Origin of the sequence: Saccharopolyspora sp. NPDC047091 (genome assembly GCF_040643635.1) — a bacterium.
Lineage (GTDB): Bacteria > Actinomycetota > Actinomycetes > Mycobacteriales > Pseudonocardiaceae > Saccharopolyspora_C.
This window is the reverse complement of sequence record NZ_JBEYUS010000011.1, coordinates 1-26,587: the sequence shown is the minus strand read 5'-3', so window position 1 is coordinate 26,587 and position 26,587 is coordinate 1. Positions and strand designations below refer to the sequence as shown.

Annotated in this window: 25 protein-coding genes; 8 read left to right on the top strand and 17 right to left on the bottom strand. The window is 72.8% G+C overall.

Annotation, left to right across the window (positions count from 1 at the left end; genetic code table 11):
* Positions 1–16 precede the first annotated feature (16 nt).
* From ABZ805_RS07800 to mraZ, 4 genes are all read right to left on the bottom strand, one after another.
* On the bottom strand, positions 17–1,858 hold the full coding sequence (locus ABZ805_RS07800; RefSeq protein ID WP_358435976.1) for a penicillin-binding protein 2: 1,842 nt from the start codon (positions 1,856–1,858) through the stop codon (positions 17–19).
* On the bottom strand, positions 1,858–2,667 hold the full coding sequence (locus ABZ805_RS07795; protein ID WP_358435973.1) for a hypothetical protein: 810 nt from the start codon (positions 2,665–2,667) through the stop codon (positions 1,858–1,860). Before ABZ805_RS07795 ends, ABZ805_RS07800 begins: the two co-directional genes overlap by 1 nt.
* Entirely contained in the window at positions 2,664–3,656 is a 993-nt protein-coding gene (gene rsmH / locus ABZ805_RS07790; RefSeq protein WP_358435970.1) for a 16S rRNA (cytosine(1402)-N(4))-methyltransferase RsmH, read from the bottom strand. Before rsmH ends, ABZ805_RS07795 begins: the two co-directional genes overlap by 4 nt.
* A gap of 338 nt (positions 3,657–3,994) precedes the next feature.
* Positions 3,995–4,426 (bottom strand): division/cell wall cluster transcriptional repressor MraZ, encoded by a 432-nt coding sequence (gene mraZ, locus ABZ805_RS07785; RefSeq protein ID WP_358435967.1) that lies wholly within the window; start codon positions 4,424–4,426, stop codon positions 3,995–3,997.
* Between the two features lie 523 nt (positions 4,427–4,949).
* Here mraZ and ABZ805_RS07780 point away from each other — a divergent pair.
* The 3 genes from ABZ805_RS07780 to ABZ805_RS07770 all read left to right on the top strand — a co-directional run bounded on the left by ABZ805_RS07780 (position 4,950) and on the right by ABZ805_RS07770 (position 9,527).
* Positions 4,950–6,014 carry a MoxR family ATPase gene (locus ABZ805_RS07780; RefSeq protein ID WP_358435964.1) on the top strand — a complete coding sequence of 355 codons (1,065 nt, stop codon included), beginning with the start codon at positions 4,950–4,952 and terminating at the stop codon, positions 6,012–6,014.
* A 4-nt stretch (positions 6,015–6,018) separates the two neighbouring features.
* Positions 6,019–7,269, top strand: coding sequence for a DUF58 domain-containing protein (locus ABZ805_RS07775; protein WP_358435962.1), 1,251 nt, complete (start codon positions 6,019–6,021; stop codon positions 7,267–7,269).
* Positions 7,270–7,337: 68 nt separating this feature from the next.
* A complete protein-coding gene (locus ABZ805_RS07770) occupies positions 7,338–9,527 on the top strand; it encodes a DUF3488 and transglutaminase-like domain-containing protein (protein WP_358435959.1) in 2,190 nt (729 codons plus the stop codon).
* Between the two features lie 287 nt (positions 9,528–9,814).
* Here ABZ805_RS07770 and ABZ805_RS07765 read toward each other — a convergent pair whose 3' ends face one another.
* Together ABZ805_RS07765 and ABZ805_RS07760 are read right to left on the bottom strand one after the other, a co-directional pair.
* Positions 9,815–10,234 carry a DUF3040 domain-containing protein gene (locus tag ABZ805_RS07765; RefSeq protein ID WP_358435956.1) on the bottom strand — a complete coding sequence of 140 codons (420 nt, stop codon included), beginning with the start codon at positions 10,232–10,234 and terminating at the stop codon, positions 9,815–9,817.
* Between the two features lie 221 nt (positions 10,235–10,455).
* A complete protein-coding gene (locus ABZ805_RS07760; RefSeq protein WP_358435953.1) occupies positions 10,456–11,181 on the bottom strand; it encodes a class I SAM-dependent methyltransferase in 726 nt (241 codons plus the stop codon).
* Positions 11,182–11,283: 102 nt separating this feature from the next.
* On the opposite strand from ABZ805_RS07760, the gene ABZ805_RS07755 reads away from it, so the two are divergent.
* Both ABZ805_RS07755 and ABZ805_RS07750 read left to right on the top strand, forming a co-directional pair.
* Positions 11,284–12,162, top strand: coding sequence for a ParA family protein (locus tag ABZ805_RS07755; protein ID WP_358435950.1), 879 nt, complete (start codon positions 11,284–11,286; stop codon positions 12,160–12,162).
* Entirely contained in the window at positions 12,162–12,935 is a 774-nt protein-coding gene (locus ABZ805_RS07750; protein WP_358435947.1) for a DNA-formamidopyrimidine glycosylase family protein, read from the top strand. The genes ABZ805_RS07755 and ABZ805_RS07750 overlap by 1 nt, the downstream gene beginning before the upstream one ends.
* A gap of 159 nt (positions 12,936–13,094) precedes the next feature.
* On the opposite strand, the gene ABZ805_RS07745 is transcribed toward ABZ805_RS07750, so the two are convergent.
* The 7 genes from ABZ805_RS07745 to rimO all read right to left on the bottom strand — a co-directional run bounded on the left by ABZ805_RS07745 (position 13,095) and on the right by rimO (position 19,789).
* Complete coding sequence (locus ABZ805_RS07745) at positions 13,095–14,372, bottom strand: solute carrier family 23 protein (RefSeq protein WP_358435944.1); 1,278 nt, start codon at positions 14,370–14,372, stop codon at positions 13,095–13,097.
* A 180-nt stretch (positions 14,373–14,552) separates the two neighbouring features.
* Positions 14,553–15,392 (bottom strand): hypothetical protein, encoded by an 840-nt coding sequence (locus tag ABZ805_RS07740; RefSeq protein WP_358435941.1) that lies wholly within the window; start codon positions 15,390–15,392, stop codon positions 14,553–14,555.
* A gap of 12 nt (positions 15,393–15,404) precedes the next feature.
* Complete coding sequence (locus tag ABZ805_RS07735) at positions 15,405–16,223, bottom strand: PspA/IM30 family protein (RefSeq protein WP_358435938.1); 819 nt, start codon at positions 16,221–16,223, stop codon at positions 15,405–15,407.
* Positions 16,224–16,583: 360 nt separating this feature from the next.
* Positions 16,584–17,081 (bottom strand): helix-turn-helix transcriptional regulator, encoded by a 498-nt coding sequence (locus tag ABZ805_RS07730; protein WP_358435935.1) that lies wholly within the window; start codon positions 17,079–17,081, stop codon positions 16,584–16,586.
* A gap of 190 nt (positions 17,082–17,271) precedes the next feature.
* The gene (locus ABZ805_RS07725) at positions 17,272–17,736 is read right to left on the bottom strand and encodes a CinA family protein (protein ID WP_358435932.1); all 465 of its coding nucleotides are present in this window, start codon (positions 17,734–17,736) and stop codon (positions 17,272–17,274) included.
* A complete protein-coding gene (pgsA, locus tag ABZ805_RS07720; protein WP_358435930.1) occupies positions 17,733–18,350 on the bottom strand; it encodes a CDP-diacylglycerol--glycerol-3-phosphate 3-phosphatidyltransferase in 618 nt (205 codons plus the stop codon). The genes ABZ805_RS07725 and pgsA overlap by 4 nt, the downstream gene beginning before the upstream one ends.
* A complete protein-coding gene (gene rimO / locus ABZ805_RS07715) occupies positions 18,347–19,789 on the bottom strand; it encodes a 30S ribosomal protein S12 methylthiotransferase RimO (protein WP_358435927.1) in 1,443 nt (480 codons plus the stop codon). Before rimO ends, pgsA begins: the two co-directional genes overlap by 4 nt.
* A gap of 194 nt (positions 19,790–19,983) precedes the next feature.
* On the opposite strand from rimO, the gene ABZ805_RS07710 reads away from it, so the two are divergent.
* Positions 19,984–20,517 (top strand): amino-acid N-acetyltransferase, encoded by a 534-nt coding sequence (locus tag ABZ805_RS07710; protein WP_358435924.1) that lies wholly within the window; start codon positions 19,984–19,986, stop codon positions 20,515–20,517.
* 6 nt (positions 20,518–20,523) lie between these two features.
* On the opposite strand, the gene ABZ805_RS07705 is transcribed toward ABZ805_RS07710, so the two are convergent.
* The 3 genes from ABZ805_RS07705 to ABZ805_RS07695 all read right to left on the bottom strand — a co-directional run bounded on the left by ABZ805_RS07705 (position 20,524) and on the right by ABZ805_RS07695 (position 23,254).
* Positions 20,524–21,048 (bottom strand): RloB family protein, encoded by a 525-nt coding sequence (locus tag ABZ805_RS07705; protein ID WP_358435921.1) that lies wholly within the window; start codon positions 21,046–21,048, stop codon positions 20,524–20,526.
* A gap of 56 nt (positions 21,049–21,104) precedes the next feature.
* Positions 21,105–22,355, bottom strand: a complete 1,251-nt coding sequence (locus tag ABZ805_RS07700; protein WP_358436204.1) for an ATP-binding protein — start codon at positions 22,353–22,355, stop codon at positions 21,105–21,107.
* A 134-nt stretch (positions 22,356–22,489) separates the two neighbouring features.
* On the bottom strand, positions 22,490–23,254 hold the full coding sequence (locus ABZ805_RS07695) for an alpha/beta fold hydrolase (RefSeq protein WP_358435918.1): 765 nt from the start codon (positions 23,252–23,254) through the stop codon (positions 22,490–22,492).
* A 155-nt stretch (positions 23,255–23,409) separates the two neighbouring features.
* Between ABZ805_RS07695 and ABZ805_RS07690 the strand changes: the two genes are divergently transcribed.
* Positions 23,410–23,976 carry a phospholipase gene (locus ABZ805_RS07690; RefSeq protein ID WP_358435916.1) on the top strand — a complete coding sequence of 189 codons (567 nt, stop codon included), beginning with the start codon at positions 23,410–23,412 and terminating at the stop codon, positions 23,974–23,976.
* A 137-nt stretch (positions 23,977–24,113) separates the two neighbouring features.
* Positions 24,114–25,328 (top strand): alpha-hydroxy acid oxidase, encoded by a 1,215-nt coding sequence (locus ABZ805_RS07685; protein WP_358435913.1) that lies wholly within the window; start codon positions 24,114–24,116, stop codon positions 25,326–25,328.
* 73 nt (positions 25,329–25,401) lie between these two features.
* On the opposite strand, the gene ABZ805_RS07680 is transcribed toward ABZ805_RS07685, so the two are convergent.
* Positions 25,402–26,587: sialidase family protein (locus tag ABZ805_RS07680; protein ID WP_358435911.1), on the bottom strand; the 1,186-nt coding region annotated here is incomplete at its 5' end.

Genomic DNA, 26,587 nt, shown 5'->3' with positions numbered 1-26,587 from the left:
GGTCAGGCCGCGGCCGTCACCGCACCTGCAGGGTCTGCACCGGGGCAGGCCCGGACGACAGCGGGATCTTGTACCGCTGCGTCAGGTAGGCGGCGACGTCGTGGAACAGCGGTGCCGCGGAGGCCCCGCCGCCCGGCGCGTCCAGCATCAGCGCCACCACGAACCGCGGGTTGTCCGAGGGGACGATGCCGGTGAAGGTGATCCAGTAGGTGTCGTTGCTGTAGCACTTGCAGTCCGGATCGATCTGCTGCGCGGTGCCGGTCTTGCCGGAGATCTGGTAGCCGTCCAGCGCGGCCGCCTTGCCGGTGCCCTGCTGCTGCGGCGCGTCCTGCACGACGGAGCGCATCATGTCCCGCACCGTGGTCGCGGTCTCCGGGCTGACGACCCGCACGCCTTCCGGCCGCGGCCGCGGCACCCGCACGCCGTCCGGCCCGGTCTCCGCGGCGATCACGCGGGGCGGCATCCGCACGCCGTCGTTGGCGATCGCCTGGTACATCCCGGCCATCTGCAGCACGGTCATCGACAGGCCCTGCCCGATGGGCAGGTTCGCGAAGGTGCTGCCGGACCAGTCCTCGCGGGCGGGCACGAACCCGGCGCTCTCCCCGGGCAGTCCGATGCCGGTGGTCTCGCCGAGCCCGAACTTGTGCACCAGGTCGTTGAACCGGTCCTCCCCGAGCCGTTGCGCGGTCATCAGGGTGCCGACGTTGGAGGACTTGCCGAGCACGCCGGTGAAGGTGAGCGGAATGGTGCCGTGCGCCCACGCGTCGCCGACGGTCCGGTCCGCGACCTTGATCTTGCCGGGCACCTGCAGCACGGTCTCCGGGCGCACCAGCCCGTCCTCGATGGCCCCGGCCGCGGTGATCACCTTGTTCACCGAGCCGGGTTCGAACGGGTTGGTCACCGCCGGGTTGCCGAGTCCGTCGGGTCCCCACGCGGGCGCGTTCGGGTCGAAGGACTTGTCGTTGGCCAGCGCGTACACCTCACCGGTGTGCGCGTCGAGCACGGCGGCGCTGGCGCTGCGCGCCCCGGTCTTGGTCGCGTAGTCGGACAGCTTGTTCTGCACCATGTACTGCAGGTCGGAGTCCAGCGTGAGTTCCACGTCGGATCCGGGGATGGCCGGTTCCAGCTCCCGTTCGGTGCCGGGGATGACCAGGTCGCTGCCCATCGCCGTGTCGGAGACCTTCTTCCCGTCGGTCCCGGCGAGCAGCTTGTCCAGCGAGCTCTCCAGCCCGAGCCTGCCTTCGATCTTGCGCGCGTCCTGGCTCCACCGGGCGCCGCCGAGCACGTTCGCGCCGTTCTCCCCGGCCGGGTATTCGCGGGTGGCGCGGTACTCCTGGCCGATCTGCGAGTACTTCTCGGTGATCTTCCGGGCGAGCGCGGGCTCGATCAGCGGCCCGATGGTCGTGTAGGTGGTGTCGGCGAACAGCGCGGCGAGCACGTCCTGCTCGTGGACCCGGGGGCCGAGGGTCTGGGTGATGTACCGGGCGATCTCCCGCTTGTACTGGTCGGCGGTGGGTTCGCTCGGGTCTTCGGCGTGCGCCTTGTCCTGCTCTTCGGCGAGCCGCCGCGGTGTCGCGTACAGCTGGCGGGCTTCGCTGCTGAAGGCGAGCACGTTCCCGCTGCGGTCGGTGAACGAGCCGCGCTCGGCGGGGATCGAGTCGCTGGTGGTGCGCTGCCGGGCCGCGGCCGCGGACAGCTGCTGCGCGTCGAAGCCCTGCACCAGGATCAGTTTGGTGCCGGTGAGCACCAGCGCCAGCACCAGTAACAACCGGCCGATGCGCAACCGCCTGCCGCTGCCGGCCACGTCGGTGCGCGCGGTCCGCTTTCCCTTCGCGGCCCGCGTCCCCCTGCGGACCATCAGTCGCCCTCCACCGCCGGGACGGCCGCGGCCTGCCGCTGCGCCGGGTCCGGCTGCGGCGCGCCCTGCTCGACGGACGGGTTCGGCGCCGCGGGCGGCTCCGGTGCGTCCGCGGGCGCGGGCGGCTGCGGTGCGGGCGGGGCGGGCGGGCCGCTGGCCTGCTGCGGTTCACCGACCACGTTGATCGAGCCGTCCGGGCTCACCACCAGGTGGGCAGGCGGCCCGGGTGGTGGCACCATGCCGAGCTCGGTGGCCTTGCGCTGCAGCGCGGGCGTCGAGTCGATGTTGCTGACCTCGCGGAGCAGCTGCTCCCGGTGCTCGTTGAGCGCGGTGACGTCCTGCTCGACCTGCTGCAGCCGGTAGGAGCCGCCGACGGCGGCGATCGACAGCGACAGCGTCGCCACCAGCCCGACGCCGAGCACCGCCATCACGGCGACGACGAGCGGGACGCGGGAGGTCGCGACCTTCGCCTGCAGCTGCCGGGCGCGCGGGCGCACCGCGGCGAGCCGCCACTGCCGCGGCTGGCGCTGCTCGGCGGCTTGGCGCTGGCGGCGGGGCCTGCGCTCGGCAGGTTCCCGCGTGGTGCGGTCCCGGCGTTCTTCGCGGCGCGCGTAGGCGCGCTCGGCGGCGGCGGACCGGCCGCGCGGGGTCTTCTTCTGCGTCTTGGTCTGCGGCGTCTTCGCGGTGGTCGACTTGGCCGTCGTCGACTTGGCGGTCGTCGACTGCGCCTTCCGCTTCGCCGGGTCCTTCTTCTTCGCGGCGGAGCCGGTGCGCGATGCAGCCGTCTTGGCGCGTGCGGGTGCCGTCATGCCGACTCCTTGATCCGTTCGGCGGCGCGCAGCCGCACCGAGGCGGCCCGCGGGTTGTCCGCTCGTTCCTGTTCACCGGCGAGTTCGGCGCCGCGGGTGAGCAGCCGCAGTTCGGGGCCGTGCCCGGGCAGTTCCACCGGCAGGTCGACCGGGGTGCGCGAGGTGGCGCGCTCGCCCAGGCCGCGCTTGACGATCCGGTCCTCCAGCGAGTGGTAGGCGAGCACCACGATCCGCCCGCCGCCGGCGAGCGAGTCGAGCGCGGCGGGCAGCGCCCGGCCGAGCACGTCCAGCTCGGCGTTGACCTCGATCCGCAGCGCCTGGAAGGTGCGCTTGGCCGGGTGCCCGCCGGTGCGGCGGCTGGCCGCGGGGACGGTGTCGTAGAGCAGCTGGACCAGGCGGTCGCTGTCGACGAAGGGTTCCTTCGCCCGTTCCCGCGCGATCGCCCCGGCGATCTTCGAGGCGAACCGCTCCTCGCCGTACTGGCGCAGGATGCGCGCCAGTTCGCCGGGCGGGTAGGTGTTGAGCACGTCGGCGGCGGTGCGCTCGGCGCCCGGGTCCATCCGCATGTCCAGCGGCGCGTCCTGCGCGTAGGCGAAGCCGCGGTCGGCTTCGTCGAGCTGCAGCGAGGACACGCCGAGGTCGAACAGCGCCCCGTCCACCGCGGGCAGCCCGAGGTCGTCGAGCACCTCGGCCCACTCGTCGTAGACGGCGTGCACCAGGTGCAGCCGGTCCCGGTAGGCGGCGAGCCGCTCCCCCGCGAGCCGCAGCGCCTGCGGGTCCCGGTCCAGCCCGACCAGGGTGAGTTCGGGGTGCGCGCGCAGCAGCGCCTCGGCGTGGCCACCCATGCCGAGCGTCGCGTCCACCACGACCGCCGGGCCGCGGTCCAGCGCGGGCGCCAGCAGCTCCAGCGTCCGGTCCAGCGCGACCGGCACGTGCCTGTCGCGGGCGGAACCCCCGCCGGTGTCCCCCGGCACGTCGTTCTCCGCCACGGCGGTCCCTCCCTCCCGCGAACCGTTCACGGTCACCGCAACCCTTCGTCCCGGCCGCGGGTTCGCCCCCGGCCTGGTCCTCCCGCCCTCCCCGGCGGGTCGTGCCACCCGTCCCGGCTCCCGGCCGGTACGAGCCGGGCCGGTGCGCGCACCGGCCCGATCACCACCGCCGCGCTCCCGGAGCACGACGGCCATAGTTGTCCATTGTGGACGATGCCCGTCCGTCGAGATCCACCGCGCCCGGTGGCCCCAGGTCCCAGTCCGCTCCGGACGTTCTGGCGCCGGGGAAGGTGCACCAGGACACGTGAGCGGACCGAGGCCTCACGCCACCGGGATGGCTAGAAGATCCCGGGCAGGACCTCCTCCCGGGCCTGCGCGTAGCTCTCCTCGTGCGCGTCGAGGTAGTTCTGCCAGCTCTCGGAGTTCCAGATCTCCAGCCGGTTGATCGCGCCGATGACCACGCAGTCCTTCTCCAGGCCCGCGTAGCGGCGCAGCTCGGCGGCGATCGGGATCCGCCCCTGCCCGTCCGGGCGCTGCTCATCGGTGCCCGCGAACAGGTACCGCTGGTAGGCGCGGACGGACTCGTTGGTCAGCGGGGCCTCGGCGACCTTGCGGGCCATCTGCTCGAACTCGGCGCGCGGGAAGACGTACAGGCAGTGGTCCTGTCCTTTGGTGACCATCAGCCCCCCTGCCAGTGCGTCCCGGTACTTCGCCGGCAGCGTCAGACGCCCTTTGTCGTCGAGCTTGGGGTTGTGGGTGCCGAGGAACATCCCGGTCCACCTCCCCCTCCCGGACCGCTCCGGTCCGACGACTCCCGTCCCGCCGGGAGACCGGCGCTGCCGACCACCCCGCACTCCCCGGAGCCGGGCGGAGCCCCCGTCTGCCCCACCGAGCGCCACAGTACCCCACTCCACTCCACCGTCAACCTGGAACGCCGTCCGACACGCCTCGGCGTGTCGGACGTTTGCCCAGCTAGCGGGCCTCTGAAGGAAAGCCGGCCGGGGTGGGGGGCGGGTGGGGGAGCACGAGCCGGCGCCCCCTCCGGAGGACCGCCGACCGAGCCGGAACCGAGATCGACCCGCTTCCGGCGGTGATCCCGGGGGCTCCGGTGGGGGAACGTGGGGAACGCCCCAGGCCACCGGCACCGGTACGGCGGCCACCTCCGGTTTGGCACACTGCGGAGGCACCTGAGCGCGCGACCGCCGAGCACCCGTCACCGGTCGACGGAGCAGGCGGCCCTCGTCGACGCGGACGGCGGTTCACCGCGGCGCTCAGCGAACACCTGGAGGTTTCGTGACGCCCAACATGCCCACGTCCGGCACCGCGTTCGCCGGTGGCGGGCACGCCGACGCGGCATCCCGCGGCAGCGGCGGGTACGTGCGGGAGTCCGAACCCGCGACGATCGCCGCGCTGCACGACACCGTGCAGCGCATCGCCGCCAACGTCGAGCAGGTGCTCGTCGGCAAGCCCGAAGTGGTCCGGATCGCGCTGGTGACCATGCTCGCCGAGGGCCACCTCCTGGTGGAGGACGTGCCCGGTGTCGGCAAGACCTCGCTGGCCAAGGCCCTCGCCCGCTCCATCGACTGCACGGTGAACCGCATCCAGTTCACCCCCGACCTGCTGCCCAGCGACATCACCGGCGTCTCGCTGTACAACCGGCAGGCGGAGGCCTTCGAGTTCCGGCCCGGCCCGGTGTTCGCGAACATCGTGGTCGGCGACGAGATCAACCGCGCCTCCCCGAAGACCCAGTCCGCCCTGCTCGAATGCATGGAGGAGGACCAGGTCACGGTCGACGGCGAGACCTACGAGCTGCACGCGCCGTTCATGGTCATCGCCACCCAGAACCCGATCGAGATGGAAGGCACCTACGCGCTGCCGGAGGCGCAGCGCGACCGGTTCACCGCGCGGGTGTCCATCGGCTACCCCGACCAGCAGGCCGAGCTGGCGATGGTCGACGACCACGCGGGCCGGGACCCGATGGACCAGCTGCGCCCGGTCACCGACGCCGACCAGGTGCGCGCGCTGCTGCGGGCGGTGCGCGACGTGCACGTCAGCACCGAGCTGCGCCGCTACGTGATCGAACTGGTCACCGCGACGCGCACGCTGCCGGAGCTGCGGCTGGGCGCCTCGCCGCGGTCCACCTTGCAGCTGGTGCGCGCGGCCCGCGCCCAGGCGGCGCTGTCCGGCCGCGAGTACGTGGTGCCGGACGACGTGCAGGACGTGGCGGTGCCGGTGCTGGCGCACCGCCTGGTGCTGACCAGCGAGGCCCGCGCGACCCGCCGCTCCGCCTCCGACCTGGTGCGCTCGCTGCTGCGCCGGGTCGATGTGCCGCGCGGCGACTCCGGACAACGGCGGTAGTCGCGTGCTCTCCGGCCTGACGGTGCGCGGCCGCTGCCTGCTGGCGGCGGGCGTGGCCGCGGCGGTGTGCTCGGTGGTGCTCGACGAACGGGATCTCCTGCGGATCGCGGCGTTCGTCGTGGTGCTGCCGCTGCTGGCGCTGCTGCTGGCGGGCCGGGTGAAGCACGGGATCCGGGCGCGCCGCGAGGTGCTGCCGGGCCGGGTACCGGTGGGCGGGAGCGCTTCGGTGCGCCTGCACCTGACCGGCTCGTCCGCGGTGCCGATGGGCGGACTGCGGCTGGAGGACGGGGTGCCGCACGCGCTGGGCGGCCGGCCGCGGTTCCGCCTCGAAACGGTGCCCAGGGCGGGCGCGGTGCTGGAGTACCCGGCGAGCCCCGGGCTGCGCGGCATCCACCAGATCGGGCCGCTGAAGACCCGGATCGGCGACCCGTTCGGGCTCACCGAGTTCGAGCACGAGCTCGCCGGCCGCAGCAGGCTGGTCGCGGTGCCGAAGGTGGTGCCGTTGGGCGGGCTGCCCGCCGGTTCCGGGCTCGGCACCGGCGAGGACGGTTCGACGCGGCTGCGGGCCGGGCACGGCGACGACGACACGATGGTCCGCGAGTACCGGCACGGCGACGACATCCGCCGCGTGCACTGGAAGAGCACCGCGAAGCGGGACGAGCTGATGGTGCGCGTCGAGGAACGGCCGTGGCACGGCGGCGTGACGGTGCTGCTGGACCGGCGGTCCGCGGCGCACCGCGGCACCGGCGCGGCGGCGAGCCTGGAATGGGCGGTGTCGGCGGCGGCCAGCGTCTGCTCGCACCTGCACGCGCACGGCCAGCAGGTGCGGCTGGTCACCGAGGACGCGGCGACGCTCAGCGGCGGTCCGGGTCCCTTCGACGGGGGTCACGACGACGCGGCGATGCTGGACGCGCTGGCGGCGGTGCGCCCGTCCGCGCAGCGCGACCTGGTGTGCCCGCAGGACCCGGGCAGCGGCCAGGAACTGATCGCGATCTTGGGCGCCACCAGCACCGCCGGGGTGCAGGAGCTGTCCCGGCTGCGCCCCGAACGGGCGCGCAGCCTCGCGCTGCTGCTGGACGTGCGGGCGTGGGCGGGCGATCCGGCGGACGGCTCCTTCTCCCCGCAGCGCACCGCGGACCGGCTGCGCGCCTCCGGCTGGTCGGTGGTGGTGGTCGACGGACCGCGGGCGTCGCTGGCGGGCTCGTGGGGCCGGTTGTGCCAGGTCGCGTCGGCGGCACCGGGGGTGGTCTCGTGAGCACCCGGGTGCGCCCTGCGGACACGACGGCTGCGGCCACGGCGGCCGCAGCGATTGCCTCGCTGGCGGTGTCGACCTCGTTCACCGGGATCGTGAGCGATGCGCGCTGGGTGCCGCCGGTGGCGCTGGCGGTGTTCGTGGTGGCCGGGGTCGGACTTCTCGGCCGCACGCTGCGCTGGTGGCCGCCGCTGGTGGTGCTCGCGCAGCTGTGCGCCTCGGCGGTGCTGCTCTCTACGTTGTTCACCGGCCAGGCGGTGCTCGGTTTCCTGCCCGGACCGGCGGCGTTCGGCGAGCTGTCCGGTCTGCTGGGGCAGGCGATGCAGGTGGCCCGGGAGGGCGTGCCGCCGGTCCCGGCGGAGCCCCCGTTGCAGGTGCTGCTGTGCCTCGGCATCGGCGTGGTCGCGCTGCTGGTCGACGTGATCGCGGTGGCCGCCGCGGTGCCCGCGGTCGCCGGCCTGGTGCTGCTGTGCGTGGTGGCGATCCCGGCGTCGCTGGCGCCGAACATGCTGCCGTGGTGGACGTTCGCGGCGGGCGCGGCGGGGTTCGCGCTGCTGCTGGCGTGTTCGGGCAGGCACCGGCAGGCCGCGTCGGGTTCCTCCCCGCTGGCCCGGTTCGACCACCGGGGCGTGGCGCTGGTGGCGGCCGCCGGGGTGCTGGCGGTGCTGAGCGGGGTGGTGTTCACCGGGGTCGGCACCGAGGGCCGGTTGCCGGGTGGCGCGTCCACGGGCTACGGCTCGGCGAACGGTGGCATCGGCCTGCGGCCGTTCACCTCGCTGCGCGGCCAGCTGGACCGGGACGACCCGGTGGACCTGTTCCGGGTGAGCGGGCTGCCGCAGCGCGCCTACCTGCGGGCCATGACCTTGCAGCACTTCGACCCGGGCCGCGGCTGGGAGCTGGGCAAGCTGACCTCGGGCGTAGACGCCCGGCAGCACCCGCTGCCGTTGCCGAACGGCACCGAGGAGCTGGCGCCGGGCCCGACGGCGACGGTGCGGATCGACCCGGTGGGCTACCGCGACCCGTGGCTGCCGGTCTTCGGGGTGCCGCGCGGGGTGACCGGCATGGGCGAGCAGTGGAACTACGACCCGACCAGCGGCGTGGTGTTCACCCAGGTCCGGCAGGAGAGCAGGCCCTACGTGGAGGACGTGGCGCTGCCGTCACCGACGCCGCAGCAGCTGCGCGCGACGAGCGGCCCGGCCGAGGTCGACCCGGCCTACACGGACGCGAGCGGGGTGTCGCCGCGCATCGCGGACCTGGCCCGGCAGATCACCGCGGACGCGCCGACCGACTTCGACAAGGCCGTGGCGCTGCAGCGGTTCTTCACCGATCGCTCGAACGGCTTCCGCTACGACCTGACCACGGCGCCGTCGACGAGCGGGAACGCCCTGGAGGACTTCCTGTTCCGCGGCAAGCGCGGCTTCTGCGAGCAGTACGCCTCGTCGATGGGTGTGCTGCTGCGGTCGGTGGGCGTGCCCGCCCGGGTCGCCGTGGGCTTCACTCCCGGCGAGCAGGACGGCGACGAGCGCGTGATCACCACGAACGACGCGCACGCGTGGGTAGAGGCGTTCTTCCCGCGCTACGGCTGGGTGACGTTCGATCCGACGCCGCTGGCCGACGGCCGCACCTCGCTGCCGGACTACCTGAGCCCGCCGGCGCCCGCGCCGACCCCGGCCCCGGCGCCCGGCCAGTCGCAGCAGCCGTCGCCGGAGCCCTCGACGACCCCGTCGCAGACCCCCGTTCCCGGGGACGCCGAGCAGCCGCAGGCCCCGGAGGCCGGGCAGTCCAGCGGCTCGGGCGCGTGGCTCGCGGTGGGCCTGGTGCTGCCGGCGGCGCTGGCGCTGGGCGCGGCCCCGCTGGCGCTGCGGGAGTTCCGCCGCAGGCGGCGGTTGGCCGTGGTGCGTGCTGGTGGCCGTGGCGCGGCGAGCGCGGCGTGGCAGGAACTGCTCGACGAGCACACCGATCGGGGTGGCCACCGTCCGGACGCCGCGGGCACGGTCCGCACGACCGCGACCACGATCGTCGAGTCCGCGGAGCTGCCGGAGGATGCGGTGCGCTCGGTCCACGACCTGGTCGCGGCGGTGGAGCACGACTGGTACGCCCCGTCGGGCCATCCGGTGTCCACCGAGATCACCGCGCCCGCCGAGGCGCTCCCGCGGGCGCTGGCGGGCCTGCGCGCCGGTGCACCGCTGCCGTGGCGGCACCGCCTGTTCCCACGCTCGGTGTTCCCGGCGGCGGCCCGGCACGGTCGATCCGAGTCCTGATCAGCCGGGTCGGCCAGGCCGCCGGTCGTCGATCCGAGTCCTGACCAGCCGGGTCGGCCAGGCCGCCGGTCGTCGATCCGAGTCCTGACCAGCCGGGTCGGCCAAGCCGCCGGTCCCGGAAACCGTCCGGGCGGCGACCGGCACCGGTCGGGTGGTCGCGGGCATCAGGGGAAGACCCCCGGAAAAAGAACCAGCCCGACGGTCATCAGACCATCGGGCCAGGTGATGAGGACGGATCGCCGACCCGTGGGGTCGACGATCTCCGGCCTCCGCCGTCCCTGTCGGGACTACTGCTCGAACCGCTTCCGGAAGCGTTCTTCCATCCGCTGGGCGAAGGAACCGCGCGCTCGCGGCTCGGGCTTCTTCCGGTCTCCACCGGACGCCGGGCCTGCGCTCCCCTCCCCCTCGGATTCAGCTTCCTGGCTGCCACCACGCATCGCGGACAGCACCAGAACTGCTCCGCCGAACATCACGAGGAAGCCGACCACGCTCACCACGGGGATATCGGCCGGCTTGACCGGTATCACCACGCCGAGCACCAGCAGGATCAACCCCAGCACGAACACGGCGATGCCTTGCAGGCGGCGCCGCCGGGACGGTCGGTGCAACCGGCCGCCACGCACGGTGGAGACGAACTTCGGATCCTCGGCGTAGAGCGCGCGCTCGATCTGGTCGAGCAGTCGCTGCTCGTGCTCGGAGAGTGGCATGGCTCCTCCTCCGGCACAGGTAACTCAGTGGCGCCGGAACCCGGAGGGCACACCTCCGGAGTGGGAACCCGGCGAACGCTTGGGGGCGTCACCGTCGAGGATACGGTTCCGGCGACGTCCCGACTACCCGCAGGGGTCAGGTCGCGCCCGCGAGGTTGCCGACATCATCCCGTCGGATCAACCGATCGGCGCAATCCCCGGGCGCGACGTGGGATTTCGGGTCAGCCGCGGAGCCTGCCGATGGCGTGCAGCCGGGTGGCGACGTCCCGCAGCGGTGGAGTCGCCGCGGCGGCGCGCTCCAGTTCGGCGAGCGCGTCGGCCCCCTGGCCTTCGGCGACGGACCCGGGCACGAGGTCGGTGAACACCCCTTGGCCCTGGACGAGTTCCACGTCGAGCCCCGCCTCCCGCATCCGCCGGGCGAGCTCGTCGCCGTCGAAGCGGCGCAGCACGGTGTCCCCGCCGCCCCGGTACCGGCCGTCGGCATCGCGGAGCACGTGCAGCGCGTCGGCGGGCCGCCCGGCGAGCGCGCTGGCGAGCACGGCCGCGTACCGGTTGGACACGAGCACGGACACGGCCCCGCCGGGCGCGGTGGCCGCGGTGAGCGAGGCCAGCGATCCGGCGACGTCGTCGACGTACTCCAGCAGCCCGTGGCCGAGCACCAGGTCCGCCCCGCCGGGCGGCGCGAACGCGTGCAGCGCCTCGGTGTCGCCCTGCAGCGCGGTGATGAGCCGGTCGACGCCGGCGTCGGCGGCCCGGCGCTGCAGGGTGGCGAGCGCGTTGGGGCTGGGGTCGACGACGGTGACCTCGCAGCCCGCGCTGGCCAGCGGCACCGCCCAGACCCCGCTGCCGCCGCCCACGTCCAGGACTCGGGGCGGGCGGCCGTCGCGGCGCGTTCGGGCTTCGGTGATCTCTTCTTCCAGCACCCGGTGGACGGCGTCGGATCTCATGGCCAGCAGCGTAATGGCGGGTCAGACCGGGCGACGCACCGGCGGGGCGGGACGGCGGGCGCAGCGGCACACGTGATCGGTCCGGTTCCGTAGGCTACGGGCGTGCAAACGGTGGCAGTGCTCAGCCTCAAGGGCGGTGTCGGGAAGACGACCGTGGTGCTCGGGCTCGCTTCGGCGGCCATGCGCCGCGGCGCTCGGACGCTGGTGGTGGACCTGGATCCGCAGTGCAACGCGACGGCCGCGCTGGAGCCGGACGAGACCCGGCTGGGTCTCAGCGATGTGCTGTCCGATCCGCGCGCGGAGGTGCTGCGCGCGGCGGTGGCGCCGAGCGGATGGGGTGCGGAGGTCGATGTCCTCGTCGGGTCGGAGGACGCCGAGCTGTACAACGGCGGCCCGCACGACGGTGAGGGAGATCTGGCGAAGCTGACCACGGCGCTGTCGACGTTGGACGCGCTGATCGCGGACGGCGAGCTGCCGTACCAGCTGGTCCTGCTGGACTGCCCGCCGTCGCTGGGCCGGTTGACCCGGTCGGCGCTGATCGCGGCGGACCGGGCGCTGCTGGTGACCGAGCCGACGATCTTCGCGGTGTCCGGGGTGCAGCGCGCGTTCGAGGCGGTGCAGGCGGAGCGGGCCGAGAACAACCCGCGGCTGCAACCGCTGGGCGTGGTGGTGAACCGGGTGCGGCCGCGGTCGCACGAGCACCAGTTCCGCATCGAGGAGCTGCGGGAGATCTTCGGCCCGCTGGTGATGCCGGTGGCGCTGCCGGACCGGCTGGCGGTGCAGCAGGCGCAGGGCGCGTGCATGCCGATCCACCAGTGGGGAACGCCGGGTGCTCGCGAGGTCGCGTTGGGCTTCAACCTGCTGCTGGCCCGCACGTTGCGCGCGGGCCGCCGCCGGGATCCGCTGCCGGACGACTCGTTCGAGGACGATCCGGGCGATCAGGACCTGGATGAGTTCGACGGCGACGCGCCGGGAGCCTGATGCCGGAGGGCGACACCGTGTTCCTCACCTGCCGGCGTCTCGACGAGGCGCTGGCGGGGACGGAACTGGTGCGCGGCGAGCTGCGCCATCCGCGGCTGGCCGAGGTGCCGCTGCGCGGCCGGACGGTGCGCGAGGTGCGCCCGGCGGGCAAGCACCTGCTGATCCGCTTCACCGACGGCCGGACGCTGCACAGCCACCTGGGCATGGACGGCGCGTGGCACCTGTACCCACCGGGCGGCCGGTGGCGCCGGGCGGCGCACCGGGCGCGGGCGGTGCTGGAGGTGCCGGGCCGGACCGCGGTGGGCTTCGACCTGCGCCTGCTGCGCTGGGTGCGCACCGCCGACGAGGACGAGCTGATCGGGCACCTGGGCCCGGACCTGCTGTCGCCGGAGTGGGGCCCGGAGGCGGCGGCGGAGGCGGTGCGGCGGCTCACCGCGGATCCGGCGCGCGAGATCGGCGCCGCGCTGCTGGACCAGTCGGTGCTGGCCGGCGTCGGCAACATCTACCGGACCGAGGTGTGCTTCCTGCTGCGCCGCTCCCCGCACGTCCCGGTGGCGGAGGTCGACGCGGAGCGGGCGGTGCGGCTGTGCCGGGATCTGCTGCTGCGCAACGCGTTGCGGGCGGACCGGTCCACCACCGGCGATCTCCGCCGGGACGCCCGCTACTGGGTGTACGGCCGCCGGACCTGCCTGCGCTGCGGCGGCCCGGTCCACCGCGACGCCGAAGCGGACCGCGTCACCTACCACTGCCCCCGCTGCCAACCCGGCCCCTGAACTCCCCCGCCGCACCGCGCGGGCCTTCTTGCCGGCGGGCGGAGCCGATGAGCGGCGAGCACCCGATCAACCGGCGCCGCAGCGGCCCCCACCGGGCGTTGCCGCCGACGAGGAGCGATCCCGCAGCGGGCGCCGCACCCGTCGCTTCGCACGAGCCGGCTAAGCATCCCGCCGGGCGGAGACCGCGTCCGCGAGGCTCCGCAGCACCGGGTAGACGAGCACGATCCCGACGGATCCCCACACCAGCCCGGTGAACCGCAGCGCGCCCAGCGACAATGTCAGGTCGCCGACGCCGGCGACGAGGGCGGTGCCCAGCACCGCGAGGTTCACCGGGTCGGCGAAGTCCACGCCCGCCTCGCTCCAGATCCGCACTCCGACGAGCGCGAGCACGCCGACGACGACGAGCAGCGCCCCGCCGAGCACGCCCACCGGGATGGTGCCGAGCAGGGCGCCGAGCTTGGGGCAGAACGCGAGGACCACGGCCGCGACGGCGGCGATCATGCACGCGGCGGTGGAGTACACCCGGGCCGCGGCCATCACTCCCACGTTCGGGGCGCTGCTGCTGAGCGCGGAGCCGCCGCCCGCGCCGGAGAGCGCCGTGGCGAGCCCGCCGCCGATGAGCGCGTCCCCGACCTGGCCGTCCAGGTTGCGCCCGCTCATCGCTCCGACGGCCTTCACGTTGCCGACGAGTTCGGCGAGCACCACGAGCACCATCGGCGCCACGAACGGCACCGCGGACAGGTGCATCTGCGGGGTGACGAATTCCGGTGCCCCGAACCAGGGTGCGCGGGCGACGGCGTCGAGCCGCGCCGGGTCGACCTGGCCGAGCAGTGCCGCGCAGGTCCAGCCGGCGAGCACGCCGAGCAGCACGGCGAGCCGCCGCAGCATGCCGCGGCTGAGCACGGTGGCGAGCACGACGACCGCGAGGGTGATCACGGCGGGCACCGGTTGCACGCTGAAGGAGCGCACGGTCTGCGGCGCGAGGCTCAGCCCGATCAGCAGCACGATGCCCCCGGTGACGACCGGGGGCATCGCGGATTCGAGGAGCCGCACGCCGAGCGCTTTGACCGCGACCCCGAAGGTGAAGACCACCAGGCCCACGATCATGATCGCGCCGAGCAGCGCTCCCGGGGTGGCGCCGCCGTGGTCAACGGCGGCTCCCATCGGGACGACGAAGGCGGCGGAGGCGCCGAGGTAGGCGGGCACCCGGTTGCGGGTGACGAGCAGGAACAGCAGCGTCCCGAGCCCGGACAGCAGCAGCGTGGTGGAGGCGGGGAATCCGGTGAGCAGCGGGACGAGGGTGGTGGTGCCGAACATGGCGATCAGGTGCTGGAACCCGAACCCGAACGTCAGCGGCCAGCTGAGCCGTTCGCCGGACCCCACGACCGCGTCGTCCACCAGCTGACGACCGTTGCCGTGCACGGTCCACAACGCCACATCGCCCTCCCCGACTGTCCCCACCTGCGGGGATCGCCGCCACGTAACGTAGCGACGCTGGGAAGATTACTATTCGGCATCACATAATCAACCCGTAACGGGGTCATCCGGGTGAAGAGATGAGTCACCCAGGTCGACGTGGAGTCAGCTCGCGAGGCCGCCGACCTGCTGTTCCGCGACTCACGCGCGAGGTTGGTCCGCCGATCCGGCGGTTCCGCTGCCCCGGTCGAGTTCGTCCAGCGCGGCGGCGAGACCGCCCAGCCGGTCGGCGGCGTCCTGCACGGCGTGGCGCTGTTCGGGGGCGCCGCTCGCGGCGACGGCCCGGCCCGCGGCGGCGACCAGGTGGCGGTAGCCCTCGACGCCTTCGTCGAGTTCGGTGCGCAGCCGCTGCGCGTCCGAGCGCAGCGCGCCCTGCTCGGTGCCGGGCACGTGCGGCAGTGCGCGTTCGACGGCCTGCAGCCGGGAGGCGATTTCGCGCAGCGCGGTGGCGGCGCGGTCGGCGGTGGCCCGTGCCTCGGTGGCTTCGCCGAAGCCGCCGTCGCCGAGCTGCGCCAACGATTCGTGCAGGCTCTGCTCGGCGTCGCGCAGCAGCCGCATCGGTTCCCTGGCCTGCGATCCGTGCGCGGGCAGTTCCACCGGCTCCGGCGCGGCCGCGGGCAGCGGCGCCTTCAGCAGCCTGCGGTAGCGGCGCCAGCCGACGGCCGTGCCCGCGGCGGCGGCGAGCGCGACGGCACCGACGCCGAATCCGGCGACGTCGAACATCGTCTCCAGCACGCCGTCGCCGACCGGGATGCCGAACGTCTCGGGCGCGAACGCCCCGTAGGTGCCGACGCCGAGCACGCCGGTCCCGACGGTTCCGGCGGTGGCCTGCCGCCGCGCCCGCTTGCGCTTGCGCAGCAGGCGGGCGCGGGGATCGCGCCACCGCGCGAGGGTGCGGCGCACTTCACCGGCGACGGGGCCGCGCAGCTCGCGCAGCGCGGCCTCGCCCCATGCCGCGAGTTCGTTCCTCCGCGGTGGCATCGTCCGGCTCGATCAGGCCTGGCCGGTCTGCGGGTTCTGCTGCTGCGGCCGGGTGGCGGGTTCCGCCGTCTGGCCGCTCGCCTGCTGACCGCCGGTGACCTGCTGCTGGCCGCCGCCCATGGTGGCGCGGAGCTGTTCGAGCCGGTTGGAGCCCGCGGCGTCGAGGGAGGCCTGCTGGACCTCCATCATCCGGCCCTGCACGCTGTTCTGCGCCAGTTCGGCTTCGCCGAGCGCCGTGGTGTAGCGGCGTTCGATCTTGTCTCGCACCTCGTCCAGCGACGGCGTGTTGCCGGGGGCGGCGAGGTCGCTCATCTGCTTGAGCGAGTTGGACGCCTGCTCCTGCATCTTGGCCTGCTCCAGCTGGCTGAGCAGCTTGGTGCGCTCGGCGATCTTCTGCTGGAGCATCTGGGAGTTGCGGTCCACCGCCTGCTTGGCCTGCTCGGCCGCCTGCAGGGACTGGTCGTGCAGCGTCTTGAGGTCCTCCACGCCCTGTTCGGCGGTGACGAGCTGGCTCGCCAGCTGGGTGGCGGTCTCCTCGTACTTCTGCGCCTTGGCGGTGTCGCCTTCGGCGCGCGCCTGGTCCGCCATGACCAGGGCCTGCTTGGCCGAGGACTGCAGCTTCTCGACTTCGCCGAGCTGGCGGTTGAGCTTCATCTCGAGCTGCCGCTGATTGCCGATCACCGAGGCCGCCTGCTGGGAGAGTGCCTGGTGTTGGCGCTGCGCATCCTCGATGGCCTGCTGGATCTGCACCTTCGGGTCGGCGTTCTCGTCGATCTTCGACGAGAACGACGCCATCAGGTACTTCCAGAACTTCACGAACGGATTGGCCATCTCCTCCGCCTGCCTTCTCTCCTGCCGGTGCTGCCCGTGCGCGTGTCGCGACCGTGGACCTGGACCCGATGCCGAAGGTCCGGCGCGTGCCGGTGCCAGCCGTGTCGCGTCCCATTCTCCTGGATCCGCCGCACCCATCGTGTCAGGGCGCGGTGTCCGGTTCCACCAGGATGCGAAGATCTCCGGGATTTTGCCCCCAGCGACCCCCGAGCGGTCACGCCATGATCGAACCAGCACCGCCGACCGGGCCCGCGCCCGGGTGGCGGCCGCGGTTCCGCACGGTCCACCCGATCAACGCACGAGGGCGCCGCGAGGTTCCGCGGAGCGGTGCGGGCGCACCACTCCGCGGAACGGCGGGTTTCAGGCTGCGACGACGACGCCACCGGAGCTGCGCAGCGGTGCGCTGATCCGCTGGCTGAGCACCGGCTGCAGGCGGTGCTGCTCCTCGGTGAGGTCCTCGCTGGAGAGCTGCGCGTCGACGCCCGCCGCTTCGGCACCGGCGAAGTCGGCACCGGACAGCTCGGTGTCGGCGAGGTCGGCGCCCATCAGGCTGGGCACCAGGCGGCCACCGTCGAAATCGGCGGCACCGCGCTGCTCGACCATCGCCGGGGTGAGCACGGAGCCCGACCCGTCGAGGTCGCCCGCGACCGTGACGAGCAGTTCGGGCAGTGGCAGGTCCAATGCGCCGCAGATCGAGGCCAGCAGTTCGCTCGAAGCCTCCTTGCGCCCTCGCTCCACCTCCGAGAGGTAGCCGAGGCTCACCCGGGCGGCGCGCGAGACATCTCGCAGCGTACGAGATTGAGCGGTCCGGGCGCGGCGCAGCCTTTCACCGACTGCTTCCCGCAACAACACGGTCATCGCGCGCCTCCCTCCTTCGTCGCTTACATCGTGCGCTACGCGTCAACGCCCCCTACGTTACTCATCGCAACGCCGTTACGAGAGCGATCATCCGCTAATCCGCCGAGGGCGAACGTCCTCGGCACCGCCGCGCGTGCGCGGTTCGGCGACGATTCCGCAGCGCTGGGGCGCGCGGACACTTCCGGAACGTTCAACGCAGCAGTGCCGCGAAGTGTTCCAACGCCACTCGAACGGCCGCCGCCCGCACCTCGGCGCGATCACCGTCGAGTTTGGTGGACAGCACGTTCGTCCCGCGCGGACCGGCGAATCCGAGGTGCACGGTGCCGGGTTCGGCGCCGTCCTGCGGGTCGGGACCGGCGACTCCGGTGAGCCCGACGCCCCAGGTCGCGGCGCAGCGCTCGCGGGCGCCGACGGCCAGCTGTTCGGCGACGGCGGGCTGCACGGCACCGCCGCGGGTCAGCAGTTCCGCGTCCACCCCGGCGAGCCGGTCCTTGAGGTCGGTGGCGTAGACGATCAGCCCGCCGCGCACGACGTCGCTGGCGCCGGGCACGTCGGTGAGCGTCACCGCGAGCAGGCCCGCGGTGAGCGATTCGGCGGTGGCGACGGTCTCCCCGCGGTCGCGCAGCAGGCCGAGCAGTTCGGCGGCGGCGGTCACGATCCCGCGCCCTCGGCGCGCCTGCCCGCAGCCCGCAGCCGCCAGGCCCGCACCGCGTAGTCGAGCCCGGTCACGACCGTGACCAGCACCGCGGCCCCCATGATGGCCCAGCGCAGCGGATCGATCAGCGCACCGAGCGGCAGCAGGTAGGCGACGATCGCGATGGCCTGCAGCAGCGTCTTGAGCTTGCCGCCGCGGCTGGCGGGGATCACGCCGTGCCGGATCACCCAGAACCGCAGCAGTGTGACGAACAGCTCACGTGCGATGATCAACACCGTGACCCACCACGGCAGGTCGCCGACGAGGCTGAGCCCGACGAGGGCGGCACCGGTCAGCGCCTTGTCCGCGATCGGGTCGGCGATCTTGCCGAAGTCGGTGATGAGGCCGCGCCTGCGGGCGAGCTCCCCGTCGATGCGGTCGGTGATGGCCGCGACGAGGAACACCAGCAGCGCCACCCACCGCCACAGCGGCTGGTGGCCGTCCTCCCACAGCAGCGCCACGAGGAACACCGGGACCAGCAGCAGCCGGGACACGGTGAGCACGTTGGCGATGTTGAGCAGCGGCACCGGACGGGTGTCGGGCGCCGCTCCCGAAGCCGCGCCTTCGGCGCTCATGTCGTCTCCCCGGAACGTTGCCGTTCGAGCTCGTCGCCGGTCGGCCGGACCACGAGGTCCACGCCTTCGCTGCCGACCACTTCGCAGCGCAGCACGTCGCCGACGACGACGTTCCCAGGATCGACGAGGAGGCATTCGCCGTCCACCTCGGGCCCCTGGTGTTCCGCGCGGCCCGCGCAGCCGTCCTCGTGGTCGGCGCCGCGTTCGACGAGGACCCGCACGGTCTCGCCGATGCGGTCTTCGGCGCGCTGGTCGGTGAGCTCGTCGACGAGCGCGGACAGCTCGGTGACGCGTTCGGCGACGACGTCCTCGTCGAGCTTGCCGTCGAAGCCCTCGGCCTCGGTGCCGTCCTCGTCGGAGTAGCCGAACACGCCGACGGCGTCCAGCCGAGCCCTGGTGAGGAAGTCGCGCAGCTCGGCGTAGTCCTCCTCGGTCTCGCCGGGGAACCCGACGATCACGTTGCTGCGGATGCCGGCTTCGGGCGCGAGGTCCCGGATCTGCTCGATGAGGCCCAGGAAGGACTCGGTGGAGCCGAAGCGCCGCATCCGCCGCAGCACGGTCTCGCTGGCGTGCTGGAAGGACAGGTCGAAGTAGGGGGCGACGCCGGGCGTGGCGGCGATGGCGCGGACCAGCCCGGGCCGGGTCTCCGCGGGCTGCAGGTAGGAGACCCGCACCCGGTCGATGCCCTCGATCCCGGCGAGCCGCGGCAGCAGGGTCTCCAGCGCGCGCGGGTCGGCGAGGTCCTTGCCGTAGGAGGTGGAGTTCTCGCTGACCAGGAACAGCTCCCGCACGCCCTGGGTGGCCAGCCAGGCCGCTTCGCCGAGGATCTCGTCGGGCTTGCGGGACAGGAAGGAGCCGCGGAAGGCGGGGATCGCGCAGAACGTGCAACGCCGGTCGCAGCCGGAGGCGAGCTTGAGCGAGGCGACCGGGGCGTTGTCCAGCCTGCGCCTGCTCACCCGGGTCGAGGGCACCCAGCCGTGGCCGGGCACCGCGACCTCGGTGGCGGCGGCGGGCCGCTCGACCGGGGTGATGGGCAGCATGGTTCGGCGGTCCCGGGGCTGGTGGGACGCGAGGGGCTTGCCGTCGAGCACGTCGTCGAGCCGTTCGGCGAGCTGCCCGTAGTGGTCGAAGCCGAGCACGGCGTCGGCTTCCGGCATCTGCTCGGCGAGCTCCTGGCCGTAGCGCTCGGCCATGCAGCCGACGGCGACGACCTTCGCGCCGGTGTCGGAGGCGGCCAGCAGCGTGTCCACCGAGTCCTTCTTGGCGGATTCGACGAATCCGCAGGTGTTGACGACCACGACGTCCGCGGAGTCGGCACCGTCGACGAGGTCCCAGCCGCGCTCGTGCAGGGTTCCCGCGAGCTCTTCGGAATCGACTTCGTTGCGCGCGCAACCCAGAGTGACCATGGACACTCGGCGCGATGTGGACCCTGCTGGCATGACCCGAGGTTAGCCGTCGCGTCCGGCGGCCCTGCGCGCGCGCCCGGTGAGCGGCCCGCGAGTCCGCCGAACGCACCGGCGGACGGCGACCCCGCGCCGGGTGCTGATCTCGTCTCGCGGACGGGCCATCCGGTCACCGCGGGTTCTCCGACGAGCGTCGACCTGCGGGACGCGGGAAAGGTAGCATTCGAGCCATGCATGACTATGCGACTGGGGCGATATCGATTCGGCGTGCTCGGGTCGACGACGTCCGGGGGATGAAAGCCCTGGTCGACTCGTACGCGGGCAAGGTGCTGCTGGCCAAGGAACTCGTGACGCTCTACGAGCACGTCCAGGAGTTCTGGGTCGCCGAGCTGACCGACGAGGACGGAGCGCCGCGGCTGGTGGGCTGCGGGGCGCTGCACGTGTTGTGGGAGGACCTCGCCGAGATCCGCACCGTCGCCGTCGACCCGGCGGCCCGCGGCCGCGGCGTCGGCCACCAGGTCGTCGGCAGGCTGGTCGGGCTGGCGCGCGAGCTCGGGCTGGCCCGGGTCTTCGTGCTCACCTTCGAGACCTCGTTCTTCGGCCGCCACGGCTTCCGCCCCATCGACGGCGCCCCGGTCTCCCCCGACGTCTACGACGAGATGCGCCGCTCCGCCGACGAAGGCGTCGCCGAGTTCCTCGACCTCCCGTACGTCAAGCCCAACACCCTCGGCAACACCCGAATGCTCCTCGAACTCCCCCGCTGAGCGGGGTCAGCCGCGGCGTCCGTCCATCACGTCGACCAACCGCCAGACCCCGCTCGACGGGTTCCGCTGGTGCTCGCACTCGTGCTCGCACCTGCGCTCGGCCCGCGCGCGGGCGTCCGCAAGGCCTTCCCGGTAGTCGTCGAAGGCGATCGCCGCCTTCGCGTAGTGGCGCACGTGGCGCTTGAGCCTGCGCGCGGTCGCCGCGTAGTCGGGTAACGCGCCGTCGTACTCCTCGAAGTGCAGGAGCAGCCAGTACTCGAAGCACGGGTTGGACACGGCCAGCCTGATCTTCGCCTTCTTGGCGGCGGCGCGCGCCTGGTCGATGTCGAACTCGTCCACGTCGACCACGCACCAGATCTCGTCGTAGGCGTCGGGATGCCTGCGCCGCCAGCGCTCGGCCTTCGCCACCAGCGTGACCGGGTCGACCGCCTCACTCTCGAGCTGCACGTCGACGGCCAAGGTGCGGAGGTGCGAGCTCAGCGCGGACAAGTACTGGCGCTCGGTCTCCGCTGCGCCGCACAGCACCAGCACGAGAGGCTTCGAGGTCAGCTTGGGCCGACGACGCCCACCCCTGTTCTCCCGGCGGGTCACCGGTCGACCCCGAATGCCTCCGCGAAACGCTCGGCCGCCGTGAACGGGACCGCGCCGTAACTGCCGTGCAGGTAGCGCCGTTCGTGGTTCTCACCCTTGCGCGGTTTGAAGTCGGACAGCGCGTAGAGGGAACTCCGCCCGGCGCGGTCCTTCTCCACGAACCACACCGAATCGCGCGGGAGCGCAGCCTCGTCGAGCATCGTGCCGAGCAGGCTCGTGTCGTGCGTGGTGAGAATCAGCTGGGCCTGCGCGGCGTTGATCCGCTCGTCGCGGAACAAACCGATCAACCGCGAGGTGAGCAACGGGTGCAGGCTGGTGTCGATCTCGTCGACGACGAGGACGGAACCGTCGCGGAGCGCGGACAGGACTACCGGCAGCAGCCCGATCCACTGCTGCGTGCCCTGTGATTCGTCGCGGAGGTCGAACAGCTCGTCGCCGCTTTCCGCGTGCGCGAACTTGAGCAGCGTCTCCACATCCGGGCCACGGGCCTCCAGTTCGGCCACCCGGGATTTCCAGCGGTCCGCTCCTTCGGAATCACCCGCTTCCTCGGCGCGCTTCACGTGCCACAGGTACGAATCGATGCGGCTGCGGTCTTCGCGTCGCTCCACCTGGACGTCCGCGATGCCGAGGTCCGCCGCTCGGATCAGGTTCAACACCTGCTCCCGAGATGTGTCACCGCGTTCCAAGAAATCGGCCAGTCGTCTGGCTCCGAGTGTCGCCGGGCGGTTCGCAGCCGAACTCCGGAAGCGCAATGTGCGCACGAACCACCGGTGAACCGGCTGGACCTCCTCGAACCGCGACTGCCCTGCCACGGAGAGGAGCAGGGCGTTCTCCCGGGTCATCTCCTCCAGCACCTCGCGCTTGACCTTCGCCGTCCGGACTGTCGAGCCGAACTTCACCTCGCGACCTTCGCGTTCGAAGAGCACCCGGCGCCGGTTCTCCGGATACGAGTAGAGCCATTCCTCGCGCACCGCGGAGTCGTCCAGGACGAACCCGTAGGTGTAGCGGACGGACTCGATGAGCAGCTCGACGACGAAGGTCGAGGGTTCTGCTCGAAGTGCGGGGTCGAGCCGGAACGGTCGCCTCGGCACACCACCGTCACCGTCCGCGTCCCAGTGGCCGAAGGAATCCACCACTGCAGACCGCATGAACCGCAGCCCGTCCAGCAGATTCGACTTGCCCGAGGCGTTCGCCCCGTAGATCGCCGCCACCGGCAGGACTTCGCGCGTCCTGTCGTAAGCGGGCATGAGGAGCAGCTCCTGCTCCTCCGCGAACGAGCGGTGGTTGCCGAGCCGGAAGCTCCGGAGCATGGGACACCTTCCGAGGTCGAGCTTCGAGCCTTCTCGTGCAAGTTAACCGCAAAAAACAGCCTGGAGGTACCTCAACAGGCGTGCTCGCACCGACACCATCGGGCGGTACCGGTCAGAAGAGGTCGGCTTCGGTGGTCTTGGGGGGTGTTCTCCAGCCAGAACTCGTGGGTGAGGTCGGGCAGGCGGCGGACGTCCCAGCCGTGCCGGACCAGATCGGCGGCGAGGTCGGCGGGCACGACCGCCTCGGCTTCGCCGGAGAGGACGACGGTGCTGGGGACCTCGGGTGCGGCGGCCGAGAACGGGTGGTGGGCGATGTCCCGGTACACCTCGCCGATCATGCGCCGGTCGAAGTCCCGCTTCGCCCGCGCGGTGAGCTCGCGGGTGCGCGGAGTGTGCGCGGCCGCGGCGCGGCGCTGCTGATCGCGGCGGCCCAGCGCGCTGATCAGCAGGCTCACCAGCGGCGCCGCCCAGAACAGCCGGGCGCGCAACCCACTCGTCGGCAGCGCCAGCCGGAACCCGGGATCCAGGTACAGCGCGCGCTTCGGCGCGAGCTCACCGATCGCGCGCGGCACGATCGAGCCGCCCAGCGAGTGGCAGGCCAGCACGTCCAGCCCGGTCGGCAGCGTGTCCACCAGATCCGCGGCGAAGTCGTCGAGCAGGTAGGACGAACCGCGCGGGCTGTCGCCGTGGCCGCGCAGGTCCACCGCTAGCACCGTGCACCCGCTCGCGGCCGGCGGTGCCGCGAAGTCCTCCCACAGCGCCCCGGACTGGCCGAGCCCGTGCACCAGGCCGACCGTGCGCGGGCCGTCGCCGAAGACCGTCGTGCTGAGCCTCACCCGACCCCCTCCGCTCGTCGTGATCACCAGCCTGGCCACGTGCCGCGACACCCGGTTCACCTGGTGAAAACCCGAACAGTCCCACGCGCACCGCGCGCAACCGCTATAACACTGGGTGATCCGTGCAGGCCCCACCCTGATCCCGAGGAGATCCCGTGTTCCGTTCCGCACGAATCCGCCGCGGCCTCGTCGCCTCCGTCGCCGCGGGCGCCGCGCTGCTGCTGTCCGCAGGTACCGCGCACGCGGACCTGTCCGACGGCGAGCTGCGGCAGATCACCGACCGCTACCTGTTCGAGACCTCGCTGGACGACTTCGTCGAGCTGCGGTCCGAGCAGCCGCACGCCGACCAGCTGGACTGGTCCTCCGACAGCTGCTCGTACTCGCCGGACCAGCCGCTGGGCTTCGACTTCTCCACCAGCTGCGACCGGCACGACTTCGGCTACCGCAACTACAAGGCGCAGGACCGGTTCACCGACGACGGCCGGCTGCGCGTCGACGACAACTTCAAGGCCGACATGTACTCGATCTGCGACGACGACGGGCTGTGCAAGGCGGCCGCGAACGTCTACTACGCGGCGGTGCGCCAGTTCGGCGGCGCGGGCACCTCCACCGCGGACGCGGTCGAGCAGGCCGACATCACCCCGGTGCAGGCGGACTCCGGCCGCATCGTCGGTTTCGCGTCGAAGACGCGCAGCGGCGGGACGGTCGTGTTCCAGGGCTGATCGGCAGGAGCGTGCAGGATCCGGGCGGGCGCGGTCACCGGGTGGCCGCGCCCGCCCGTCTTCGGCGGTGCCCGCGCCCGCTCCCGCCGGATAGGGTCGGCCGCGTCGATCACGACGACGTGGAAGGACGGTGCCCGATGGTGCGGCGTCAGATCCCCCGCTGGTCCGAGCTGCGCCCGCTGCTGCGGGTGGAACCGCCGAAGCTGAACCCCACCGAGCGGCGGCTGTCGAACGCGCACACCATCGCGGACCTGCGCGCCATCGCACGCCGCCGCACCCCGCGCGCGGTCTTCGACTACACCGACGGCGCCGCGGAGAGCGAGACGAGCCTGCGGCGGGCCCGGCGCGCGTTCCACGACATCGAGTTCCACCCCTCCGTGCTCCGCGACGTGTCCGAAGTGGACACGAGCACGACGGTGCTGGGCGAGCGCTCCGAGCTGCCGTTCTCACTGGCCCCCACCGGTTTCACCCGGATGATGAACCACGAGGGCGAGCCCGCGGTGGCGCGGGTCGCCGAGCGCGCGGGCATCCCGTACGCCCTGTCGACGATGGGCACCACGTCCGTGGAGGACCTCGCCGTCGCCGCGCCGCGCGCCCGCAAGTGGTTCCAGCTGTACGTGTGGCGGGACCGCGCCGCGAGCCGCGACCTGGTGCAGCGGGCGCAGGAAGCCGGGTACGAGGCGCTGATGCTCACCGTGGACACCGCGGTGGCGGGCGCGCGGCTGCGGGACGTGCGCAACGGGCTCACGATCCCGCCGTCGCTGACGGTGAAGACGATCGCGGACGGGGCGCTGCACCCGGCGTGGTGGATCAACCTGCTCACCACCGAGCCGCTGTCGTTCGCCTCCTTCCACCGCTGGGAGGGCACCGTCGCCGAACTCATCAACGAGATGTTCGACCCCTCGTTGAGCTTCGCGGACGTCGAATGGCTGCGGGAGGCGTGGGACGGCCCGCTGGTCATCAAGGGCCTGCAGAACGCGGCCGACGCGGCGAAGGTCGTGGAGCTGGGCGCGGACGCGGTGGTGCTGTCCAACCACGGCGGCCGCCAGCTGGACCGGGCACCGACGATGCTGGAGCTGCTGCCTCGGGTGCGCGAGGCCGTCGGGGACCGCGCGGAGATCCTGCTGGACACCGGCATCCTCAGCGGCGCGGACGTGGTCGCCGCGGTGGCGCGCGGCGCGGATTCCTGCCTGGTGGGGCGGGCCTACCTGTACGGGTTGATGGCAGGCGGGGAGCGCGGCGCGCAGCGGGCGGTGGACATCCTGCGCACCGAGGTGGAGCGCACGATGCGGCTGCTCGGCGTGACGTCGCTCGCCGAGCTGGACGGGTCGCACGCGACGCTGCGCACCTGACGCCCGAACGGCCCGTCCGCCCTGCGTGGCGGGGCGAGCGGGCCGTTCACCTCTCGTCGGACGGGTGTCCCGCTCAGCGCCCGGGGCGCGGGTCGAGCGGGGTGCGGCCGGTGTCCGCGGTCGCCGCGTCGCCGTCGCCGTCGATCGGGCCGGTGCCGAAGAACGCCTCGCACGGCCCGCCGATGTACTTCTCGAAGTCCGTGACGACGTGGATCAGCGACTTCCCGTCCTCGGTGGGGACGACGGACGGGCTGAACCCGCGGCAGGTGCTGCCCTGGTTGTGGTCGATGTGCACCGGGGCGTCGATCTCGCGCCAGCCGGTGGACAGGTCGGACGGGTGGTCGTTGACCATCAGGGTGCGGCCGTTGCCGGGCGCCCAGCCGCCTTCGTCGCCCGCGAGCATCTGGTAGGCGAGGACGAGCCTGCCGTTCGGGTCGTCGCCGGGCGCCCAGGTGATCGTCGGCGTGCCGAGCGGCTGCCCGCCCGTGTCCGAGACGATCTCGGTTCCGGGGTCGTAGGGGTCGCCCCAGTCCCAGCCGTCCGGCGAGGTCCGCATCCACACCGTGCAGGTGTGCACCGGGTCGAAGTTGCACATTTCGTAGGTCATCACATAGGTGCCGTCCGGCAATTGCCGAACCCCTGCCATGCCCGGCCGGACCCGGAATTCGTCCTGCTTGATCGCATCGCGTTCGTCGGTCCAGGTGATCCCGTCCTTCGACCGGATCTGCACCATTTTCTGATCGTGCGCCGGGTCCATGTCGTCCGAGTAGAACGCGACCAGATCGCCTTCCGCGGAGACGGTGAACTCCGGTTCCCAGATTCCCGGACCCGGCGGTTTGGCGACCACGTCGGACATGAAGGTCCAGTTCCGGCCGTGGTCGTCGCTGCGCCACAGCCGGACGCTGCTGGTGCGGGTCTCTTCGTCGTCGCCGACGCCGGCGGTGCCCGCCCACAGCAGGGTGCCCGCGGGCATGTCGCCGACCTGGCGGGGCAGCTCGTAGAGGGTGGAGCAGCACATGCCCTTGGCGTTCTCGCCCGCCGGGTCGCGGATCTCGCCGACGGGCTGGAAGGACTTCCCGTCGTCGGTGCTCTCGTAGATCACCGCACGTCCGGCGTTGTCCACGTAGGTCGTCATGCTGGCCAGGACGCGGCCGTTCGCCAGGCCGCCGTTCTCCAGCCGGACCAGTCTCGGGTAGCTGCTGCCGCCCTGGCGGAACATCTCGCCCTTCGAGATGTCCATCGGCACCGGGTCGGTCGCC